The sequence below is a fragment of the uncultured Fibrella sp. genome, assembly GCF_964250085.1.
In the GTDB taxonomy this organism is placed as follows: domain Bacteria; phylum Bacteroidota; class Bacteroidia; order Cytophagales; family Spirosomataceae; genus Fibrella.
Genome location: NZ_CAXUEC010000002.1, coordinates 131,785 through 146,823, shown reverse-complemented (window position 1 = coordinate 146,823; position 15,039 = coordinate 131,785). Strand labels below are relative to the sequence as shown.

Below are 15,039 nucleotides of genomic sequence, written 5' to 3'. Positions count from 1 at the left end.
ACCAACCGCCATGATTAATCCCGAAACCCTGACCGACCGTTTTCTCAGGTACGTTCAAATCGACACCCAGTCGGACCCTCATTCGACGGCCAGCCCGACAACGGAAAAGCAGAAAGACCTGGGCCGGGTGCTGGTGCAGGAACTGCTCGAGCTGGGCATTGCCGACGCTGCGCTCGATGAGTTTGGCTACATCTACGCCACCATTCCTGCCACGCCGGGGCTTGAAGACGTACCTGCGATCTGCTTTTGCGCCCATATGGATACCTCGCCCGATGTGACGGGCGCCGGCGTGAAACCGATTATTCATTACCAGTGGGACGGTGCCGATATGGTATTGCCAGATGTTGAAACAGCCGGTGACGCGCCCGTTGTGATTCGGCAACAGGACCATCCCGATCTGGCGGCGCAGGTTGGTAACGATATCATCACGGCCAGCGGTACCACCTTGCTCGGAGCGGATAACAAAGCGGGCATCGCGGCAATCATGGCGGCCACTGAGTATCTGGTCAACAACCCGACCGTAATTCACGGACGTATCCGGCTGCTGTTTACGCCCGATGAAGAAGTAGGGAAAGGCACGGCCAACATCGACATGACGAAGCTCGACGCGGCCTACGGCTACACCATTGACGGGGAATCGCTGGGGACGCTGGAAGACGAAACGTTCTCGGCAGATGGCGTCAGCATCATCATTCAGGGCGTGAGTACGCATCCCGGTTTTGCGAAGGGGAAACTGGAAAATGCGCTGAAAATTGCGGGCGATATACTGGCCGGTCTTCCACAGAAACGCTTGTCGCCCGAAACAACGGAAGGCAAAGAAGGCTTTGTGCATCCGACGCATATTGAAGGCAACCAGGATCGGGTGATGCTGGGCTTTATCGTGCGCGATTTTACCACGGAAGGGCTACACCAACACGAAACGCTCTTACAGAATCTGTTGAATAAAGTGCTGGTCGATTACCCAAATTCGACGGCAACGTTTTCTGTTACAGAGCAATACCGAAACATGAAAGAAGTGCTCGACCGGCATCCGGCCGTTGTTGACCGGGCGCTGGAAGCCATTCGCCGGGCGGGCTTAACACCCAACCGGCGCAGCATTCGGGGCGGCACCGATGGCTCCCGACTATCGTTCATGGGTTTGCCTTGTCCCAATATTTTCGCTGGTGAACACGCCTTTCACTCCCGGCAGGAATGGGTTTCCGTGCAGGACATGCAGAAAGCCGCCGAAGTTGTTGTGCATCTGGCGCAGGTTTGGGGGGGAAAGTAAGGGATGTCAGATTTGGGATTTAGGGGCTACGCCGCACGCGAAGCAACCCAATCACCCAATCAACATTCCGTCGCGCTCAGGGCCAGGCCGGCTTCGGAGGTTTCTTTGTATTTCGTCGACATGTCGCGGCCGGTGGCTTTCATGACCTTGATGACGGCGTCGAGCGAGATTTTTTGCATACCCGGTGAGCCTGAGGAGGCCAGCAGAAAGGCGTTGTAGGCTTTTACGGCTCCCATGGCATTGCGCTCGATACAGGGAATCTGAACGTACCCGCCAATGGGGTCGCAGGTCATGCCCAGGTGATGTTCGATGCCAATTTCAGCCGCCGATTCGATCGACTCGATGCCACGGCCCGCACAGTGTGTCAGAAAAGCCGCGCCCATCGCCGAAGCGGTGCCGATTTCACCCATACATCCCATTTCGGCACCCGAAATACTGGCGTTGTGCTTCACCAGAAAGCCAATGGCTGCCGCCGCCAGCATGCCTTCGCGCAGTGTGGCTTTGCTATAATGAAAATGGTGCTTGGCCAGGTACGTTAGGCCCGGAATAACGCCCGACGCCCCCGAAGTTGGCGCTGTAACCACAATTCCCCCCGCCGCGTTCTCTTCGGAAGCAGCCAGACAGTAGGCATTCAGAAAAATCAGAAAACTATCGGCACTTTGCGACAGTGAACGGGCCTGCTGATACAACATCGGGGCTTTACGGCGCAGTTTGATGGTGCCCGGCAACGTACCCCGATGCCGAAGCCCGCGCCGAACGGCCTTGTGCATGGCGTCGATGAGCTGGTCGAGGCGGGTATTTACGTCTTGACGCGACCGGCCCGAAATGGCCATTTCATTCGCAAGCAGCACATCGGCCAAGGGTAAACCCGACTGGCTGAGGTGCGCTTTCAACTCCTTCATGGTGCTGTATGGATACGGCACCGTAATGGTCCGGTTGGCGTCGGCTACCTCTCCCTTGCGGATGATGAAGCCGCCGCCGATGGAATAGTATTCTTCGCTGGTCAGCACGTCATTGTTCTCGGCCAATTTCAGTACCATTGTGTTGGCGTAGGGCGACTCGTAACGAACACGCTCGAAGTGAAACGAGGCCGCACCGACGGGAATGAATTTGTCGCCAACCTGAACCGGGTACGTTAGAGCGGGGTCGCGGAGCAGTTGGGTGAGCGCGTCGGGGTCGGTGGTTTCGGGTTGCCAGCCGAGCAGCCCAGCCACAATGGCCCGGTCGGTGCCGTGGCCTTTGCCCGTTGCGCTGAGTGAGCCGTATAAGTGAATATGAATGGAATTGGCTTTGGCCAACTGGTCGGGTGGGAGTTGGGCCAGCCGCTGCACAAAGTCGAAGGCCGCTTTCATAGGGCCGATGGTGTGCGAACTCGACGGGCCGGGGCCAATTTTAAATAAATCGAAAACGGAGGTGGTAATCATATCTGTTGATGAAACGAGCGACTATGTCTGCAATCTACCCAAATCCTATAAGTCAACTGACATGCGTGGCGTGTTTGTTCATCTGTCTGGTGGCTTCCTGCCAACATCAACCGCCCTACAGGCACACCGGCGATCCCATTCGGGGGGTAAATCTGGTAGCACCACCCCGCAAACCCGCCGATACAACCTTACAGGCCCTGAAAGCCTTGGGCGGTACGTGGGTAGCGGTGGTGCCTTACGGTTTTTGCCGGAAAGATGATCCTCATTTTTTTTGGTCGGGAAATCGGCCGCCGGGCGAGCGCCGTGGGGGGCAATGGTGGGGCGAAACCCCCGAAGGCGTGGCCGAAACGGTGCAGATGGCGCGGGCACAGGGCCTGAAAGTGATGCTAAAACCCCACGTCTGGATGATGGGCGGCTCGCACCTCGACCTTGCTTTTGACAAAGAAGCTGACTGGCAAACCTTCGAAGCTGACTACCGTGGGTATGTCCTTGGCCACGCCCGCCTGGCCGATTCGCTGAAGATTGACCTGTTTTGCATCACCACTGAACTCGATAAGTTTGCCCTGGCACGTCCCGATTTCTGGAAGCAATTGATCATCGACGTACGGAAAATCTATAAAGGAAAACTGACCTACGCCGCCAACTGGGACCGCTACGATAAACTCCCCTTCTGGAGCCAGCTCGACTACATCGGCGTGGATGCCTACTTCCCGCTTTCCGACGATAAAACACCGTCGGTAAAAGCGATGGTACGAGGCTGGAAGAAGCCTATTGCCGAACTGGCTACCCTAAGCACCACCTACCAGAAACCGATTCTGTTCACCGAATTTGGCTACCGTGCCTGCGACCGAACGGCCGAAAAACCCTGGGAGTCGGAGACCGATTGTCAGCCGAATATGGAGGCACAGGCCAACGCGTATACGGCTCTATACGAAGCTGTTGGCCCGCAGCCGTGGTTTGCTGGAGGCTTCGTCTGGAAATGGTTTATGCTGGAGCGGCACGGCCCGCGCGAGCGCGATATGTATAGCCCGCAGGGAAAGCCAGCCGGGAAGGTGCTGCAACGTACCTGGAGTAAATAACCCGGATGGGCCTGTAGTAGCACTGATTTGCCTACAGATTACTACAGTATGAACTACAAGCCCGACACTTTTCTCCGGTGTAAATCACTCCATGTTATCTATGAAAACTTATCTTTCACTGCTGCTGGTCAGCGTCAGTCTGGTCACCGTTGCGCCTGCACAATCGACCAAAACCGCTTCGCTGCCGCGGGTACAACTAGCCAACGGAACGCTGGAAGGTGTACAGGAAACCGGTGGGCTACGTTCATTTAAAGGTGTCCCCTTCGCCCAGCCGCCCGTGGGAGACCTGCGCTGGCGGGAACCCCAGCCGCCCAAAAACTGGACCGGCGTACGTAAGGCCGATCATTTTGGTCCGCGTGCCATGCAGCGTGCTGTCTTCGGCGACATGAACTTCCGGTCAGACGGGGTAAAGGAAGATTGCCTGTACCTCAACGTCTGGACGCCCGCAAAATCGGCTACCGACAAACTACCCGTGCTTGTCTACTTCTACGGCGGGGGCTACATCGCCGGCGACGGTTCTGAGCCACGCTATGATGGCGAAAGCATGGCGCGTCAGGGAGTCGTTACGATCACCGTCAATTACCGGCTTGGTGTGTTTGGCTTTATGGCCCATCCTGAACTGACGAAAGAGTCGCCCCACAAAGCATCGGGCAACTACGGATTGCTGGATCAGCAGGCCGCGCTGGCCTGGGTGCAGAAGAATATTGCCGCGTTTGGCGGTGATCCAAAGCGGGTTACGATCGCGGGTGAATCGGCGGGGTCAACGTCGGTGAGTGCGCAAATGGCCTCGCCACTGTCGAAGGACCTGATAGCCGGGGCTATTGGCGAAAGCGGTTCGTTACTGGGTACGTTAACGCCTATGAGCCTGGCCGAAGCCGAGGCGCTGGGAACGAAGTTCGGTACGATTGTCGGTGCTAATTCATTGGCTGAATTGCGCGCCCTGCCTGCCGAACAGGTGCTGGAAGCTACCGCCAAGTCCGCTACACCACGTTTCAGCACTTGTGTAGATGGGTATTTCTTCCCCAAGCCCGTTTCGGCCATTTTTGCCATGGGCGAACAGGCGCACGTGCCGTTGCTGGCTGGCTGGAATTCGGAAGAGTCGGGCTATAAAGCGATTCTGGGAAATGAAGCGCCTACAGTCGAGAACTTCACTAAAGCCGTTCAGAAGCTATATGGCGATAAAGCGCCCGAGGCGTTGAAGCAGTACGCGCCCGCCTCGGATGCCGAAGTAGAACAGGTCGCCACGGATCTCGCTGGCGATCGCTTCATCGGATTCAGCACCTGGAAATGGACCGATCTGCATAGCCAAACCGGCGGCAAACCCGTGTACCGCTACTTCTACGCCCGTCCGCGCCCCGCAATGGTGCCCGAAATGGGTAATGCCACGGCCGGTTTAGCGGGTGGTGTCGTCAAAAATACCGATGCGTCGGCACCGAGGCAGGCACCACCAAAAGGCGCTGTTCACTCGGCAGAAATAGAATATGCGATGGGCAACCTGACGGGCAATAAGGTCTACGGATGGACACCTGACGATTTTAAGGTGTCGAAAGTAATGCAGGCCTATTTCGCCAATTTCATCAAAACAGGTAATCCAAACGGGGCTGGTCTACCTGCCTGGACCCCGGTGGAACCCGGCCAACCCGCCTCAGTCATGCGGATAGACGTAACGACGCAGGGTGCCGTGGAAGCTCATCGCGATCGCTATTTGTTTCTGGATCAGTTCTTTGTGAAATAAAGTTGACGTCTGTATCGAATTTACCCAAAAGCCCTGTCAATCAAATTGACAGGGCTTTCTGCTGATGGGTGTAGCAAAAGAATGGCTTCGCGCTTGTGGCCCTTCGACAGGCTCGGCGCCATCTTGCTACTACACTTTTTAGCAAAAGCTTTACAAAGACTGGGCACTTTTGCCGATTGTCTGGCAGGCGAAAAGTTGGGCAAAGCCTACTGACATAGGGCTGTCAGTGGTCTGGTTGACCTTTGTACTTCAATCAAATCAACTCGCTATGTCAATCATCGAAATGCTCCAGAAAGAGATGGAAATGGAAGCCAACACCACGCGTGAGATGCTTAGCCGGATTCCGGACGATAAATACGACTGGCGTCCGCACCCTAAAAGCATGCCGATGCGTAACCTGGCCATTCACATTGCCGAACTGCCAACCTGGGTGCCTATGACCCTTCAGACAGACGGGATCGACTTTGCCGCAATGGATTTTACGCCAACCCATGTTGAGAACACGGCGGATGTGCTTAACATCTTTGAGAAATCGCTGGCAGAAGGAAAAGCCGCGCTAAGCAACACCACCGAAGCGGACCTGGAACCGATCTGGACGATGCGCAACGGCGATAAAATCATCAGTACAGACACGAAAGGTGAGGTGATCCGAATGGCATACTCACAAACGGTGCATCACCGGGCGCAACTGGGCGTTTACCTGCGGTTGCTGAACGTACCGATCCCCGGCAGTTACGGCCCTAGTGCCGACGAGCCAGGAAATTTCTAGAACGTACCTGATCAACCGTAAAGGTGGGATGTGAGCCAGGGTAACGCTTGTTCAAACCAAGCCGCTCTGGCTCACATTCTGCCTGCTTCAATAAAAAAATGCCTCGCTTACCAACCCTTTGCTGCTGCGAAGGGTCACCGGGAAAACACGCCTGACTGGCCTAAATTGCTACCCGGATGAAAGTGTCTAAAGCGTTATTGAAAGCAATGGCAGTAGCCGTGACGGTATCGACCGTGACTGCCTGCATCAATGAAAAGGTGATTAAGCCCAAAACGGGCGAACCGGAGAAGAAACAGGTGCCTTACGACTGCCCCGGCTGCGGTATGGGTTAACCAACGTACCTGGATGGCAACGCTCCGGTCTACCCTCGCCTGTAACCTGGAATCTGACCTGTTACTGGCCGCACTCCCGCTCTTCGAGGCCGGGCGGGTGGAAGCGCTTGAATGGTCGTTCGACGCTCTGTATGAGTACCAGCACCTGCCCGACTGGTTTGTTGACCTGCTGACGACGTATAGCGAAGCAGGTCGACTGGTTGGGCACGGTGTTTGCTTTTCCCTGCTGTCGGGCCGCTGGACCAACGAGCAGCAAATCTGGCTGGACCAGCTACGCGCCTTATCCCAAACGTTTCGTTTCGATCATATCACCGAACATTTTGGCTTTATGACGGGGGCTGATTTCCACAAAGGTGCGCCCATCAATATTCCCTGCACGCCCGTTACGCTGACCCTGGGGCAGGATCGGCTCAAACGTATTCAGGATGCCTGCCAATGCCCTGTCGGGCTGGAGAATCTGGCGTTTGCCTATACGCTCGATGATGTGAAGCGGCAAGGCGATTTCCTGACTCGACTCATTGAGCCGGTTAATGGATTTGTTATCCTCGACCTACACAATTTGTATTGTCAGGTTTGTAACTTTAGTGTTAATTATAGAGATTTACTCGCCCTCTATCCGCTCGACCGGGTGCGGGAAATCCATATTTCGGGAGGAAGCTGGTCTGAGTCGCAGGTACAGCCGGGTCGGCAGATTCGGCGCGATACGCACGATGCTACCGTTCCAGACGAGGTGTTTGATTGGCTGGGTACGTTCATCGATGCCTGCCCAAACCTTCAGTACGTGGTGCTCGAGCAATTGGGCAGCGGACTAACGGCTGAATCGGAACGGCAGGCGTTTCAGGCTGATTTCGACCGGATGGATTCGATTGCTCAAGAGCGCAATAAATTAACTGTCCCACCCATAATGAACACGTTCCTGCCTAAGTTGCCCCTCATGCTGAACACGACACCGCTGGAGAACCACCGGTTGCACAATCAGCAAGTCGAACTGTCGACAATTCTGGAAACGGCCATTGATGCCCGAATGGCGCAGCGTCAACTGGCTCACTCATCATTGGCCCATTCTGAGTGGGAAGTAGAACGTTGGGAACCCGCCATGCTCGAAACGGCTATTGCCATTGCCCGGAAATGGAAAAATGGGTTCGTTAGCCGGAAATAACCCAACTCGTCATGGCGCTATTCCCGAACGTGTCGATCTGAACGATGGGCTGGTGCTACCGTCCGGTAGGCCGTCGTCAGGGCGTCGATGAACGTCTCGGCTGGAATGTTGGCCAGATCAAGTAGCGTCCATCCCTGCTTGCCCCACTTGTTGGGCACCGGCCAGACAATCGATTTGTCGAAGGTTGAGAAAAGATCCTGCTCCGTTTCCGACAGTTTGACACTGGCGAGATTGGTTTTGCTGTCGTAAGTAGCAAATATCTTTTTCCTGACCCTAAACGACGTCTTTTCGAAATGAGGTTGCTCGGTCGTCTCAGGAAATGATAAGGCAAGCTGCCGGAATGTATCGATAGTAATCATTCTGTTTCGGTGGCCGAATGTGCGAATTATCTACGTAGGGCTTAATACGGTTTTATCGTGACGGCTATTGTCGTGTCGGTGAACGTTTTTCCGTTTTGTAGTTCGACCTGAACCGTAAACCGGTGTCTGGCTATTCTTTCGGGGGATTTTATGAATGTGAACACGTAAGACTGTGCCGGTATGTTGGGTTGACTGAAATAATCAGTTGCGGACCTGGAACCGTATTCTACCGATAGAACAGACGTGAGATTTGCACCAACTGGCAAATCAGCGCCAAACGCCTGGTTACTCGTAATGGCCAGGCTTTTAATGACATCGAGCGGGATAATGGCTGGCTCGCAGGCAAACGCGCTAGTACCACCACCTGACCGGGATGCCGAGTAGATCTCCTGGCTGAGCAACCTGATCTGCAACTGCCGGGATACGACTGTATCGCCCGGACTTACAGAGCCTACCTCGGTTGGATACGACGGATTGACCCCCGCTTTTTGTAGTGAAAGTTTGTACCCGCCAATTGTAAAACGGGATGGTGCCGGGTGGCAATCGTCGCAGCCGACAAGACCGTTGACCAGGACGGGGCCAATAAAAACAAGCAACAGAGTGACAAGACGTTTCATAACAAAGCAGGCTACAAAGCTGAGATTCAGTTCATAGAACTACCGTTGGACTGTAAAGGATATATAACCCACAGATTTTATTAGCTATGCCTCGCCCAGGAACTGGCGCAGGTAATTTCGGGCGGTGAGAATGGCCGTCTGCACGTCTTCGGGGGACCCTTCGTACGCTTTGTCTTCCACTTCGATACAGACGGGGCCACGATACCGCACGTCGGTGAGTGCGGCGAAGAAGCCATTCCAGCGCACATCGCCCAGGCCGGGCAGTTTAGGCGAATGATAGTCCAGCGGGTTCGCCATGATGCCCACCCGATCGAGGCGATCGCGGTAGAGCTTTACGTCTTTCAGGTGAATATGATGCAGCCGGTCACGGTAGTCGTAAATGGGTTTAACCTCATCCATCATCTGCCAGACCAAGTGGCTGGGATCGTAGTTCAGGCCGAGTATTCGCGACGGAATAATCTCGAACAGCCGGTCCCAGATGGCGGGGGTTGTGGCGATGTTTTTGCCGCCCGGCCACTCGTCGTAACTGAACCACATCGGGCAGTTTTCGATGCCAATTTTCACGTTACATTCTTCCGCAACTTTCACCAGGGCGGGCCAGTGCTCGGCCACCAGTTTCAGGTTGTCGGGTACGTTCAGCGTGGTGTTTCGACCAATAAACGTGTTTACTACAGGGACGTTGAGTTGCGCTGCCGCCCGGATGATCTTCTTGAGGTGTTCGCGGTGAAATTCGGCCTGTTCTGCGTTGGCATCCAGTGGGTTAGGGTAATAGCCCAGTCCGGAGATGTAAACGCCATACTGCTTGCAAAGCGTCTGCACATAGCCCACGTTGAGGTTGTCGACGTCGATATGGGTGACTCCGGCATAGCGGCGGGAATCAGCACTGTTGGCAGGCCAGCACATCAGCTCCACACACTTGAAACCGTGAGTAGATGCGAATTTCAGGGTTGAATTCAGATCATAATCGGCCAGAATTGCCGACACAAAACCGAGATGCAGCATAATGTATGGACTGTGTTTTACAGAGTGAATGTGGTAATTACCTCGCTCACCTAATACCCTTTTTCGTTAATTTTACTCATGCCAGGTACGTTGCCAGACGAGCCGTTGCCGAATCGTCGATAGGCTTCCTGCATGATGGCAGCGGTGGCCGAAGCGCCCAGCCGCGACACGCCCATTGCTTTTACCTGGAGCAGACCATCAAGGGTGCGAACGCCACCCGCCGCCTTAACCCGCACATTCGGCCCAACGTGGTCGAGCATCAGTTGAAGATGAGGGATAGTCGCGCCTTCGTAGCTATATCGGCCATCAACTCCTTTTACGAAGCCATAGCCGGTTGAGGTCTTGACGAATTCAGCACCCACTTCTGTGCAGATCTTACACAGGCGGATAATGTAGGTGTCGCCGGGTAAGTAGTCGTTTTCGAAGATCACTTTCAGGATGGCGCCATGCGCCAGGCAGGCTTCGTGCACTGCCCTTATTTCGTCGCGAACGTACCCGTACTCTTCGCCCAGCACCTTGCCGATGTTCACCACCATGTCGACCTCAACGGCCCCATCGCGGCAGGCCTGTATGGTTTCGGCCACCTTGACAGCCGTGGTGGAACTCCCCGCCGGAAAGCCAACCACCGTACCTACCAGCACGTTTGATCCGGCCAGTAACTCCGCCGCCAGTGGCACCGCATACGGCTTGATACAGACCGACGCTACATCGTAGTGCAGGGCAACGGCACAGCCTTCGCGAAGTTCGGCATCGGTAAGGGTGGGATGCAGCAATGAATGGTCGATCATCTTTGCGATGTCGTGAATCAGGGACAGATTGGGCTCAGATGGCATACGTATTGGAATGTGAAGTGGGTTATCTGGTGTAATAAACAGCCGTTGGGCGATGAACTGGCTACGGATAATAAACTGGCCCAACGGAAGGTAATAACTTTTTTGTGGAGCGCGAATAAGTATCCAATTAGCATCAGGCTTCTTAAAAACGCTATTCGTCAACCATGAAATTACAACAGATTATTGCAAACGGCCTGAGCATTCATCTTAGTGATCTGGCGCTTGATCCGGTATTGGCCGGCGAAATTCAAACGAGGCTGATCCAGCTTGGTTGTCTGGATGCGCCCGCCGACGGGAACTTCGGCCCGGTGTCGAAACTGGTATTGTACAGATATGCTCAGCAGGCGGGCATCTCGTTCAATGAACGTGTTGACGCTGATCTGGCTCAGTCGTTGCTTGATTTTACCCCGGACAATTTCCTGCCTTTAACACTGGGGACCGACTTCGCCAGTCGGGTGGTGAAGTACATGCAATTGCGCAACTTCTGGCTGGCTAAACTGCCCGGTTTTCTCAATATTGTGTACGTGGAAGGAGCCGGGGAAGATGGACAGCCCAATGCCGACACGTTCAACAAGTTTAATGACCGTCGGCTGGTTATCAGCATCGTGAACGGGCAGCCGACTCTTCTGTTAAACGCGCTGGCCACTACCGAGCCGGGGCGGTTTTACACAGAGAATCCAGAAAATAGCCTTGGTGCAGCACGAATCGAGTTTGGTCAATACAAGGCCTGGCGGGTGGGAGTGCACAAAGCGGGTACAACGTTGGGGCACGAAGCACTGGTCCAGGTAGCAGAGTTATCAGTCCGCCGCGATCTCAACAAAGATGGCAAGCGCACTGGCGACAGTATATATATAGGTGCCGGATTTGGCATCAATCAACATTCGGGGCACAATGCGCCTGTCGGCAATATTGGGAAAGCCAGTGCCGGCTGTCTTGTTGGTCGGGCAACAGCCGGGCACCGGCAGTTTATGAAGCTGGTAAAAACCGATCCACGCTTCACGGAGGGAACAATGGGCTACAGGTACGTTAGCACAATCATCGCAGGCGACGATCTTAAGAACAAAGTTGGCTGAAACAGGCGTGTGACTTAGCTAAAGCCCATTACCCGACGTACCCGCGAAATGGTAGCCGACGCAACGGCGCGGGCTTTTTCTTCACCAGCCCGCAGTTCACGTTCCAGTTCAGGGTTACCCTCGGCCATGAGTTCGTTGAACCGCTCGCGTTCGTTGGCGAAGCGTTCGACCATGAGCTCGTATAATTCTTTTTTGGCATGGCCATACCCGTAGCCGCCTGCTTCGTACCGTTGCCGCAATTGGGCTACCTGCTCATCAGTAGCCAGCAACGCATACAACTGGAAGGTAATGTCGGTGTCGGGGTTCTTCGGCTCGTCGAGCGGAGTTGAGTCGGAGAGAATCTTTTTAACGACTTTATACAGCTCGTTGGCGGGCAGAAAAATGTCGATGTAGTTGTTGTACGACTTGCTCATCTTGGCGCCGTCGATGCCCGGAATCGTCATAATCCGCTCGTCGATTCGGGCTTCGGGCAGCACGAAAACATCCTCGCCGTACTGATGATTGACCGCCGATGCAATGTCGCGGGTCATCTCGAGATGCTGCCGCTGGTCTTTCCCAACGGGCACCAGGTTGGCATCGTACAGCAGAATATCGGCTGCCTGCAACACGGGGTACGTAAACAGACCTGCATTCACGGCTGCCTTGCCCAGTTTCTCTACCTTGTCTTTAAACGAAGTGGCATTGTCGAGCATGGGCATGGGCGTAAAGCAGTTGAGGTACCAAGCCAACTCAGTATGCTCGGGCACACGCGACTGCCGCCAGATCGTGTTTTTAACGGTATCGTATCCAAACGCCAGCCAGGTAGCGGCAATAGCCCGGACGTACTCGCGGCGGGCATCGCCATCGCGCAGCGTGGTCAGCGAATGGAGATCAGCAATGAATAGAAACGACTCATTACCAGCCTCTTTAGACAGGTTAATCGCAGGCAATATCGCCCCCAGGATATTGCCCAGGTGTGGTCGCCCGCTACTCTGGATACCAGTTAGTATTCTTGACATAATGTTGATTTATGGTACGTGGCTTTTGGATGAAATCCGCTCAATCCGGGTTTCATCCAAAAGCCACGTACTACCTTATTGTTTTCCTTGTGCTTCCACCACGGCAATCGCCACCATATTAACGATTTCGCGCTCCGACGAGCCGAGTTGAAGTACGTGCACCGGCTTGTGAAGGCCCAACAGAATTGGTCCAATAGCGTCGGCACCACCTACTTCCGACATCAGGTTGTAGGCAATGTTACTGGCCGATAAGTTAGGGAAGATCAGCGTATTAGCTCCTTCGTCGATGAGCTTGCTGAATGGATGGTTCTGCTTCAGAAGCTCGGTATCAAAGGCCAAATGCGCCTGAATTTCACCGTCGACAATCATGTCGGGGTATTTGGCTTGTAACAGTGACACGGCTTTGCTCATTTTCAGCGCATCGTCGCCGGCGGCTGAGCCAAAGTTTGAGTACGTCACCAGGCCAATGCGTGGTTTGATGTTGAACTGTTCAACAGCGCGGGCGGTCAACTCGGTAATTTCGACAATCTCTTCGGCAGTCGGGTTGAAGTTGACCGTCGTGTCGGAGAAGAACAGCGGCCCTCGTTTGGTCATCAGGATATACATACCCGCCACCTTCTTCACGCCTTCCTGCTTACCAATGATTTGCAATGCCGGGCGGATCGTATCCGGGTAATTGCGGGTGAGGCCAGAAATCAGCGCATCGGCTTCACCTGTTTCCACCATCATGGCCCCGAAATAGTTGCGGTAATACATCAGTTTGCGGGCTTCGCGGGGGTTGAGTCCCTTGCGTTGCCGCTTCTGGAAAAAGACATCGGCAAACCGGCCAATCAGTGCGTCCTGTTCCGGCGAACGGGGGTCATAAATTGGGGTATCGCCCAAATCAAGGCTATTTTGCTCGATCATCTGCCGGATCATGGCAGTTTCGCCCAACAGAATCGGCTGCGCAATGCCTTCGTCACGTACCTGCTGCGCGGCTTTCAATACTTTAAGGTTCTCCGCGTCGGCAAAGACAACCCGCTTTGGATTGCTCTTGGCTTTGTTCAGGATAACCCGCGAGATGCGGTTGTCCTGCCCCAGCCGCCGGGCCAGTTGGTGCTCGTAGGCCTCCCAGTCGGTGATGGGGTGCTTGGCCACGCCTGAATCCATTGCAGCCCTGGCTACGGCAGGCGCAACGGTGACCAGCAGGCGGGGATCGACGGGTTTAGGAATGATATAGGTGCGGCCAAACATCAGGTTGTCTGTGCTATAGGCCATATTAACCAGATCAGGAACGGGTTTCTTCGCCAGTTCGGCCAGGGCCAGGGTAGCGGCCAACTTCATGGCCTCGTTAATCTCCGTGGCCCGCACGTCGAGGGCACCCCGGAAAATGTACGGAAAGCCAAGTACGTTATTGACCTGATTGGGATAATCCGAGCGGCCTGTGGCCATGATCAGATCGGGGCGGGCGGCCATCGCTTCTTCGTAGCTGATCTCTGGTGTGGGGTTGGCCATGGCAAACACAATCGGGTTGTCGGCCATACTCTGCACCATCGCCTGACTAACGACATTGCCTTTCGAGAGACCTACAAACACGTCGGTACCCACAAAGGCAGCATCCAGCGAAGTGAGGTCACGGCTGGTGGCAAACATCGCTTTACGCACATCGAGGTCGGCCCGGTCGGTGCGGATCGGTCCTTTCGAGTCGCACATGACGATATTTTCGAGCGTTGCACCAAGAGCAACGTAGTGTTTTGTGCAGGAAATAGCTGACGCACCCGCGCCATTGACCACGATTTTTACGTCGCCAATGTTTTTTCCAACCAGTTCAAGGGCATTGAGCAGCGCGGCACCGGAGATGATGGCCGTTCCGTGCTGATCATCGTGCATGATCGGGATATTCAGCTCCTGCTTGAGCCGTTCCTCTATCTCGAAACATTCAGGTGCCTTGATATCTTCCAGATTGATGCCGCCGAAGGTTGGCTCCAGAATCTTTACGGTACGTACAAACTCGTCGACATCGTTGGTATTCAACTCAAGGTCGAACACATCAATGTCGGCGTATATCTTGAACAGTAATCCCTTCCCTTCCATCACTGGCTTACCCGCTTCAGGGCCAATATCGCCCAGGCCAAGTACGGCTGTCCCGTTTGAGATAACGGCTACCAGGTTGCCTTTTGCCGTGTATTTATAGACGTCTTCGACATCATCAGCAATGGCCAGACAGGGTTCGGCAACGCCCGGCGAATAGGCCAATGATAAGTCGCGCTGGGTGCTGTATGGTTTGGTGGGAATGACTTCCAGCTTGCCGGGGCGGCCATTGGCGTGGTAGTCGAGGGCGTCTTCGCGCCTAATTTTCTGTTGCATAAGAGGTGTTGCGGGCGGAATCGTCTGCTCGGGTTTGACATAGCCA

Annotated in this window: 14 protein-coding genes; 7 read left to right on the top strand and 7 right to left on the bottom strand. The window is 54.6% G+C overall.

The annotated features are described in order from the left end of the window. The first annotated feature begins 10 nt into the window (after positions 1 to 10). Positions 11 to 1,267: a peptidase T gene (gene pepT / locus ACFE8Q_RS06090; RefSeq protein ID WP_375444481.1), complete on the top strand. Its 1,257-nt coding sequence runs from the start codon at positions 11 to 13 to the stop codon at positions 1,265 to 1,267. A gap of 59 nt (positions 1,268 to 1,326) precedes the next feature. Here the strand turns inward: pepT and ACFE8Q_RS06085 are convergent, their stop codons facing one another. Continuing rightward, positions 1,327 to 2,691: an L-serine ammonia-lyase gene (locus ACFE8Q_RS06085; protein ID WP_375444480.1), complete on the bottom strand. Its 1,365-nt coding sequence runs from the start codon at positions 2,689 to 2,691 to the stop codon at positions 1,327 to 1,329. Positions 2,692 to 2,714: 23 nt separating this feature from the next. Between ACFE8Q_RS06085 and ACFE8Q_RS06080 the strand changes: the two genes are divergently transcribed. The 5 genes from ACFE8Q_RS06080 to ACFE8Q_RS06060 all read left to right on the top strand — a co-directional run bounded on the left by ACFE8Q_RS06080 (position 2,715) and on the right by ACFE8Q_RS06060 (position 7,765). Continuing rightward, positions 2,715 to 3,770 carry a hypothetical protein gene (locus ACFE8Q_RS06080; RefSeq protein ID WP_375444479.1) on the top strand — a complete coding sequence of 352 codons (1,056 nt, stop codon included), beginning with the start codon at positions 2,715 to 2,717 and terminating at the stop codon, positions 3,768 to 3,770. Positions 3,771 to 3,870: 100 nt separating this feature from the next. Continuing rightward, the gene (locus ACFE8Q_RS06075) at positions 3,871 to 5,505 is read left to right on the top strand and encodes a carboxylesterase/lipase family protein (protein ID WP_375444478.1); all 1,635 of its coding nucleotides are present in this window, start codon (positions 3,871 to 3,873) and stop codon (positions 5,503 to 5,505) included. A 268-nt stretch (positions 5,506 to 5,773) separates the two neighbouring features. Further along, complete coding sequence (locus ACFE8Q_RS06070) at positions 5,774 to 6,274, top strand: DinB family protein (protein WP_375444477.1); 501 nt, start codon at positions 5,774 to 5,776, stop codon at positions 6,272 to 6,274. 176 nt (positions 6,275 to 6,450) lie between these two features. Next, positions 6,451 to 6,606 (top strand): hypothetical protein, encoded by a 156-nt coding sequence (locus ACFE8Q_RS06065; protein WP_375444476.1) that lies wholly within the window; start codon positions 6,451 to 6,453, stop codon positions 6,604 to 6,606. 13 nt (positions 6,607 to 6,619) lie between these two features. Beyond that, entirely contained in the window at positions 6,620 to 7,765 is a 1,146-nt protein-coding gene (locus ACFE8Q_RS06060) for a DUF692 family multinuclear iron-containing protein (RefSeq protein ID WP_375444475.1), read from the top strand. A 17-nt stretch (positions 7,766 to 7,782) separates the two neighbouring features. Here the strand turns inward: ACFE8Q_RS06060 and ACFE8Q_RS06055 are convergent, their stop codons facing one another. From ACFE8Q_RS06055 to deoC, 4 genes are all read right to left on the bottom strand, one after another. After that, positions 7,783 to 8,124, bottom strand: a complete 342-nt coding sequence (locus ACFE8Q_RS06055) for an MmcQ/YjbR family DNA-binding protein (RefSeq protein WP_375444474.1) — start codon at positions 8,122 to 8,124, stop codon at positions 7,783 to 7,785. A 41-nt stretch (positions 8,125 to 8,165) separates the two neighbouring features. Continuing rightward, positions 8,166 to 8,741, bottom strand: a complete 576-nt coding sequence (locus ACFE8Q_RS06050) for a hypothetical protein (RefSeq protein ID WP_375444473.1) — start codon at positions 8,739 to 8,741, stop codon at positions 8,166 to 8,168. An 84-nt stretch (positions 8,742 to 8,825) separates the two neighbouring features. Beyond that, complete coding sequence (locus ACFE8Q_RS06045) at positions 8,826 to 9,743, bottom strand: sugar phosphate isomerase/epimerase family protein (protein ID WP_375444472.1); 918 nt, start codon at positions 9,741 to 9,743, stop codon at positions 8,826 to 8,828. 50 nt (positions 9,744 to 9,793) lie between these two features. Next, complete coding sequence (gene deoC, locus ACFE8Q_RS06040) at positions 9,794 to 10,576, bottom strand: deoxyribose-phosphate aldolase (RefSeq protein ID WP_375444471.1); 783 nt, start codon at positions 10,574 to 10,576, stop codon at positions 9,794 to 9,796. Positions 10,577 to 10,740: 164 nt separating this feature from the next. Here deoC and ACFE8Q_RS06035 point away from each other — a divergent pair, with 164 nt between their 5' ends. After that, complete coding sequence (locus ACFE8Q_RS06035) at positions 10,741 to 11,649, top strand: hypothetical protein (protein ID WP_375444470.1); 909 nt, start codon at positions 10,741 to 10,743, stop codon at positions 11,647 to 11,649. Between the two features lie 14 nt (positions 11,650 to 11,663). Here the strand turns inward: ACFE8Q_RS06035 and trpS are convergent, their stop codons facing one another. Then, positions 11,664 to 12,647, bottom strand: coding sequence for a tryptophan--tRNA ligase (gene trpS / locus ACFE8Q_RS06030; protein WP_375444469.1), 984 nt, complete (start codon positions 12,645 to 12,647; stop codon positions 11,664 to 11,666). Positions 12,648 to 12,722: 75 nt separating this feature from the next. Beyond that, positions 12,723 to 14,993 carry an NADP-dependent malic enzyme gene (locus ACFE8Q_RS06025; protein ID WP_375444468.1) on the bottom strand — a complete coding sequence of 757 codons (2,271 nt, stop codon included), beginning with the start codon at positions 14,991 to 14,993 and terminating at the stop codon, positions 12,723 to 12,725. Positions 14,994 to 15,039 lie beyond the last annotated feature (46 nt).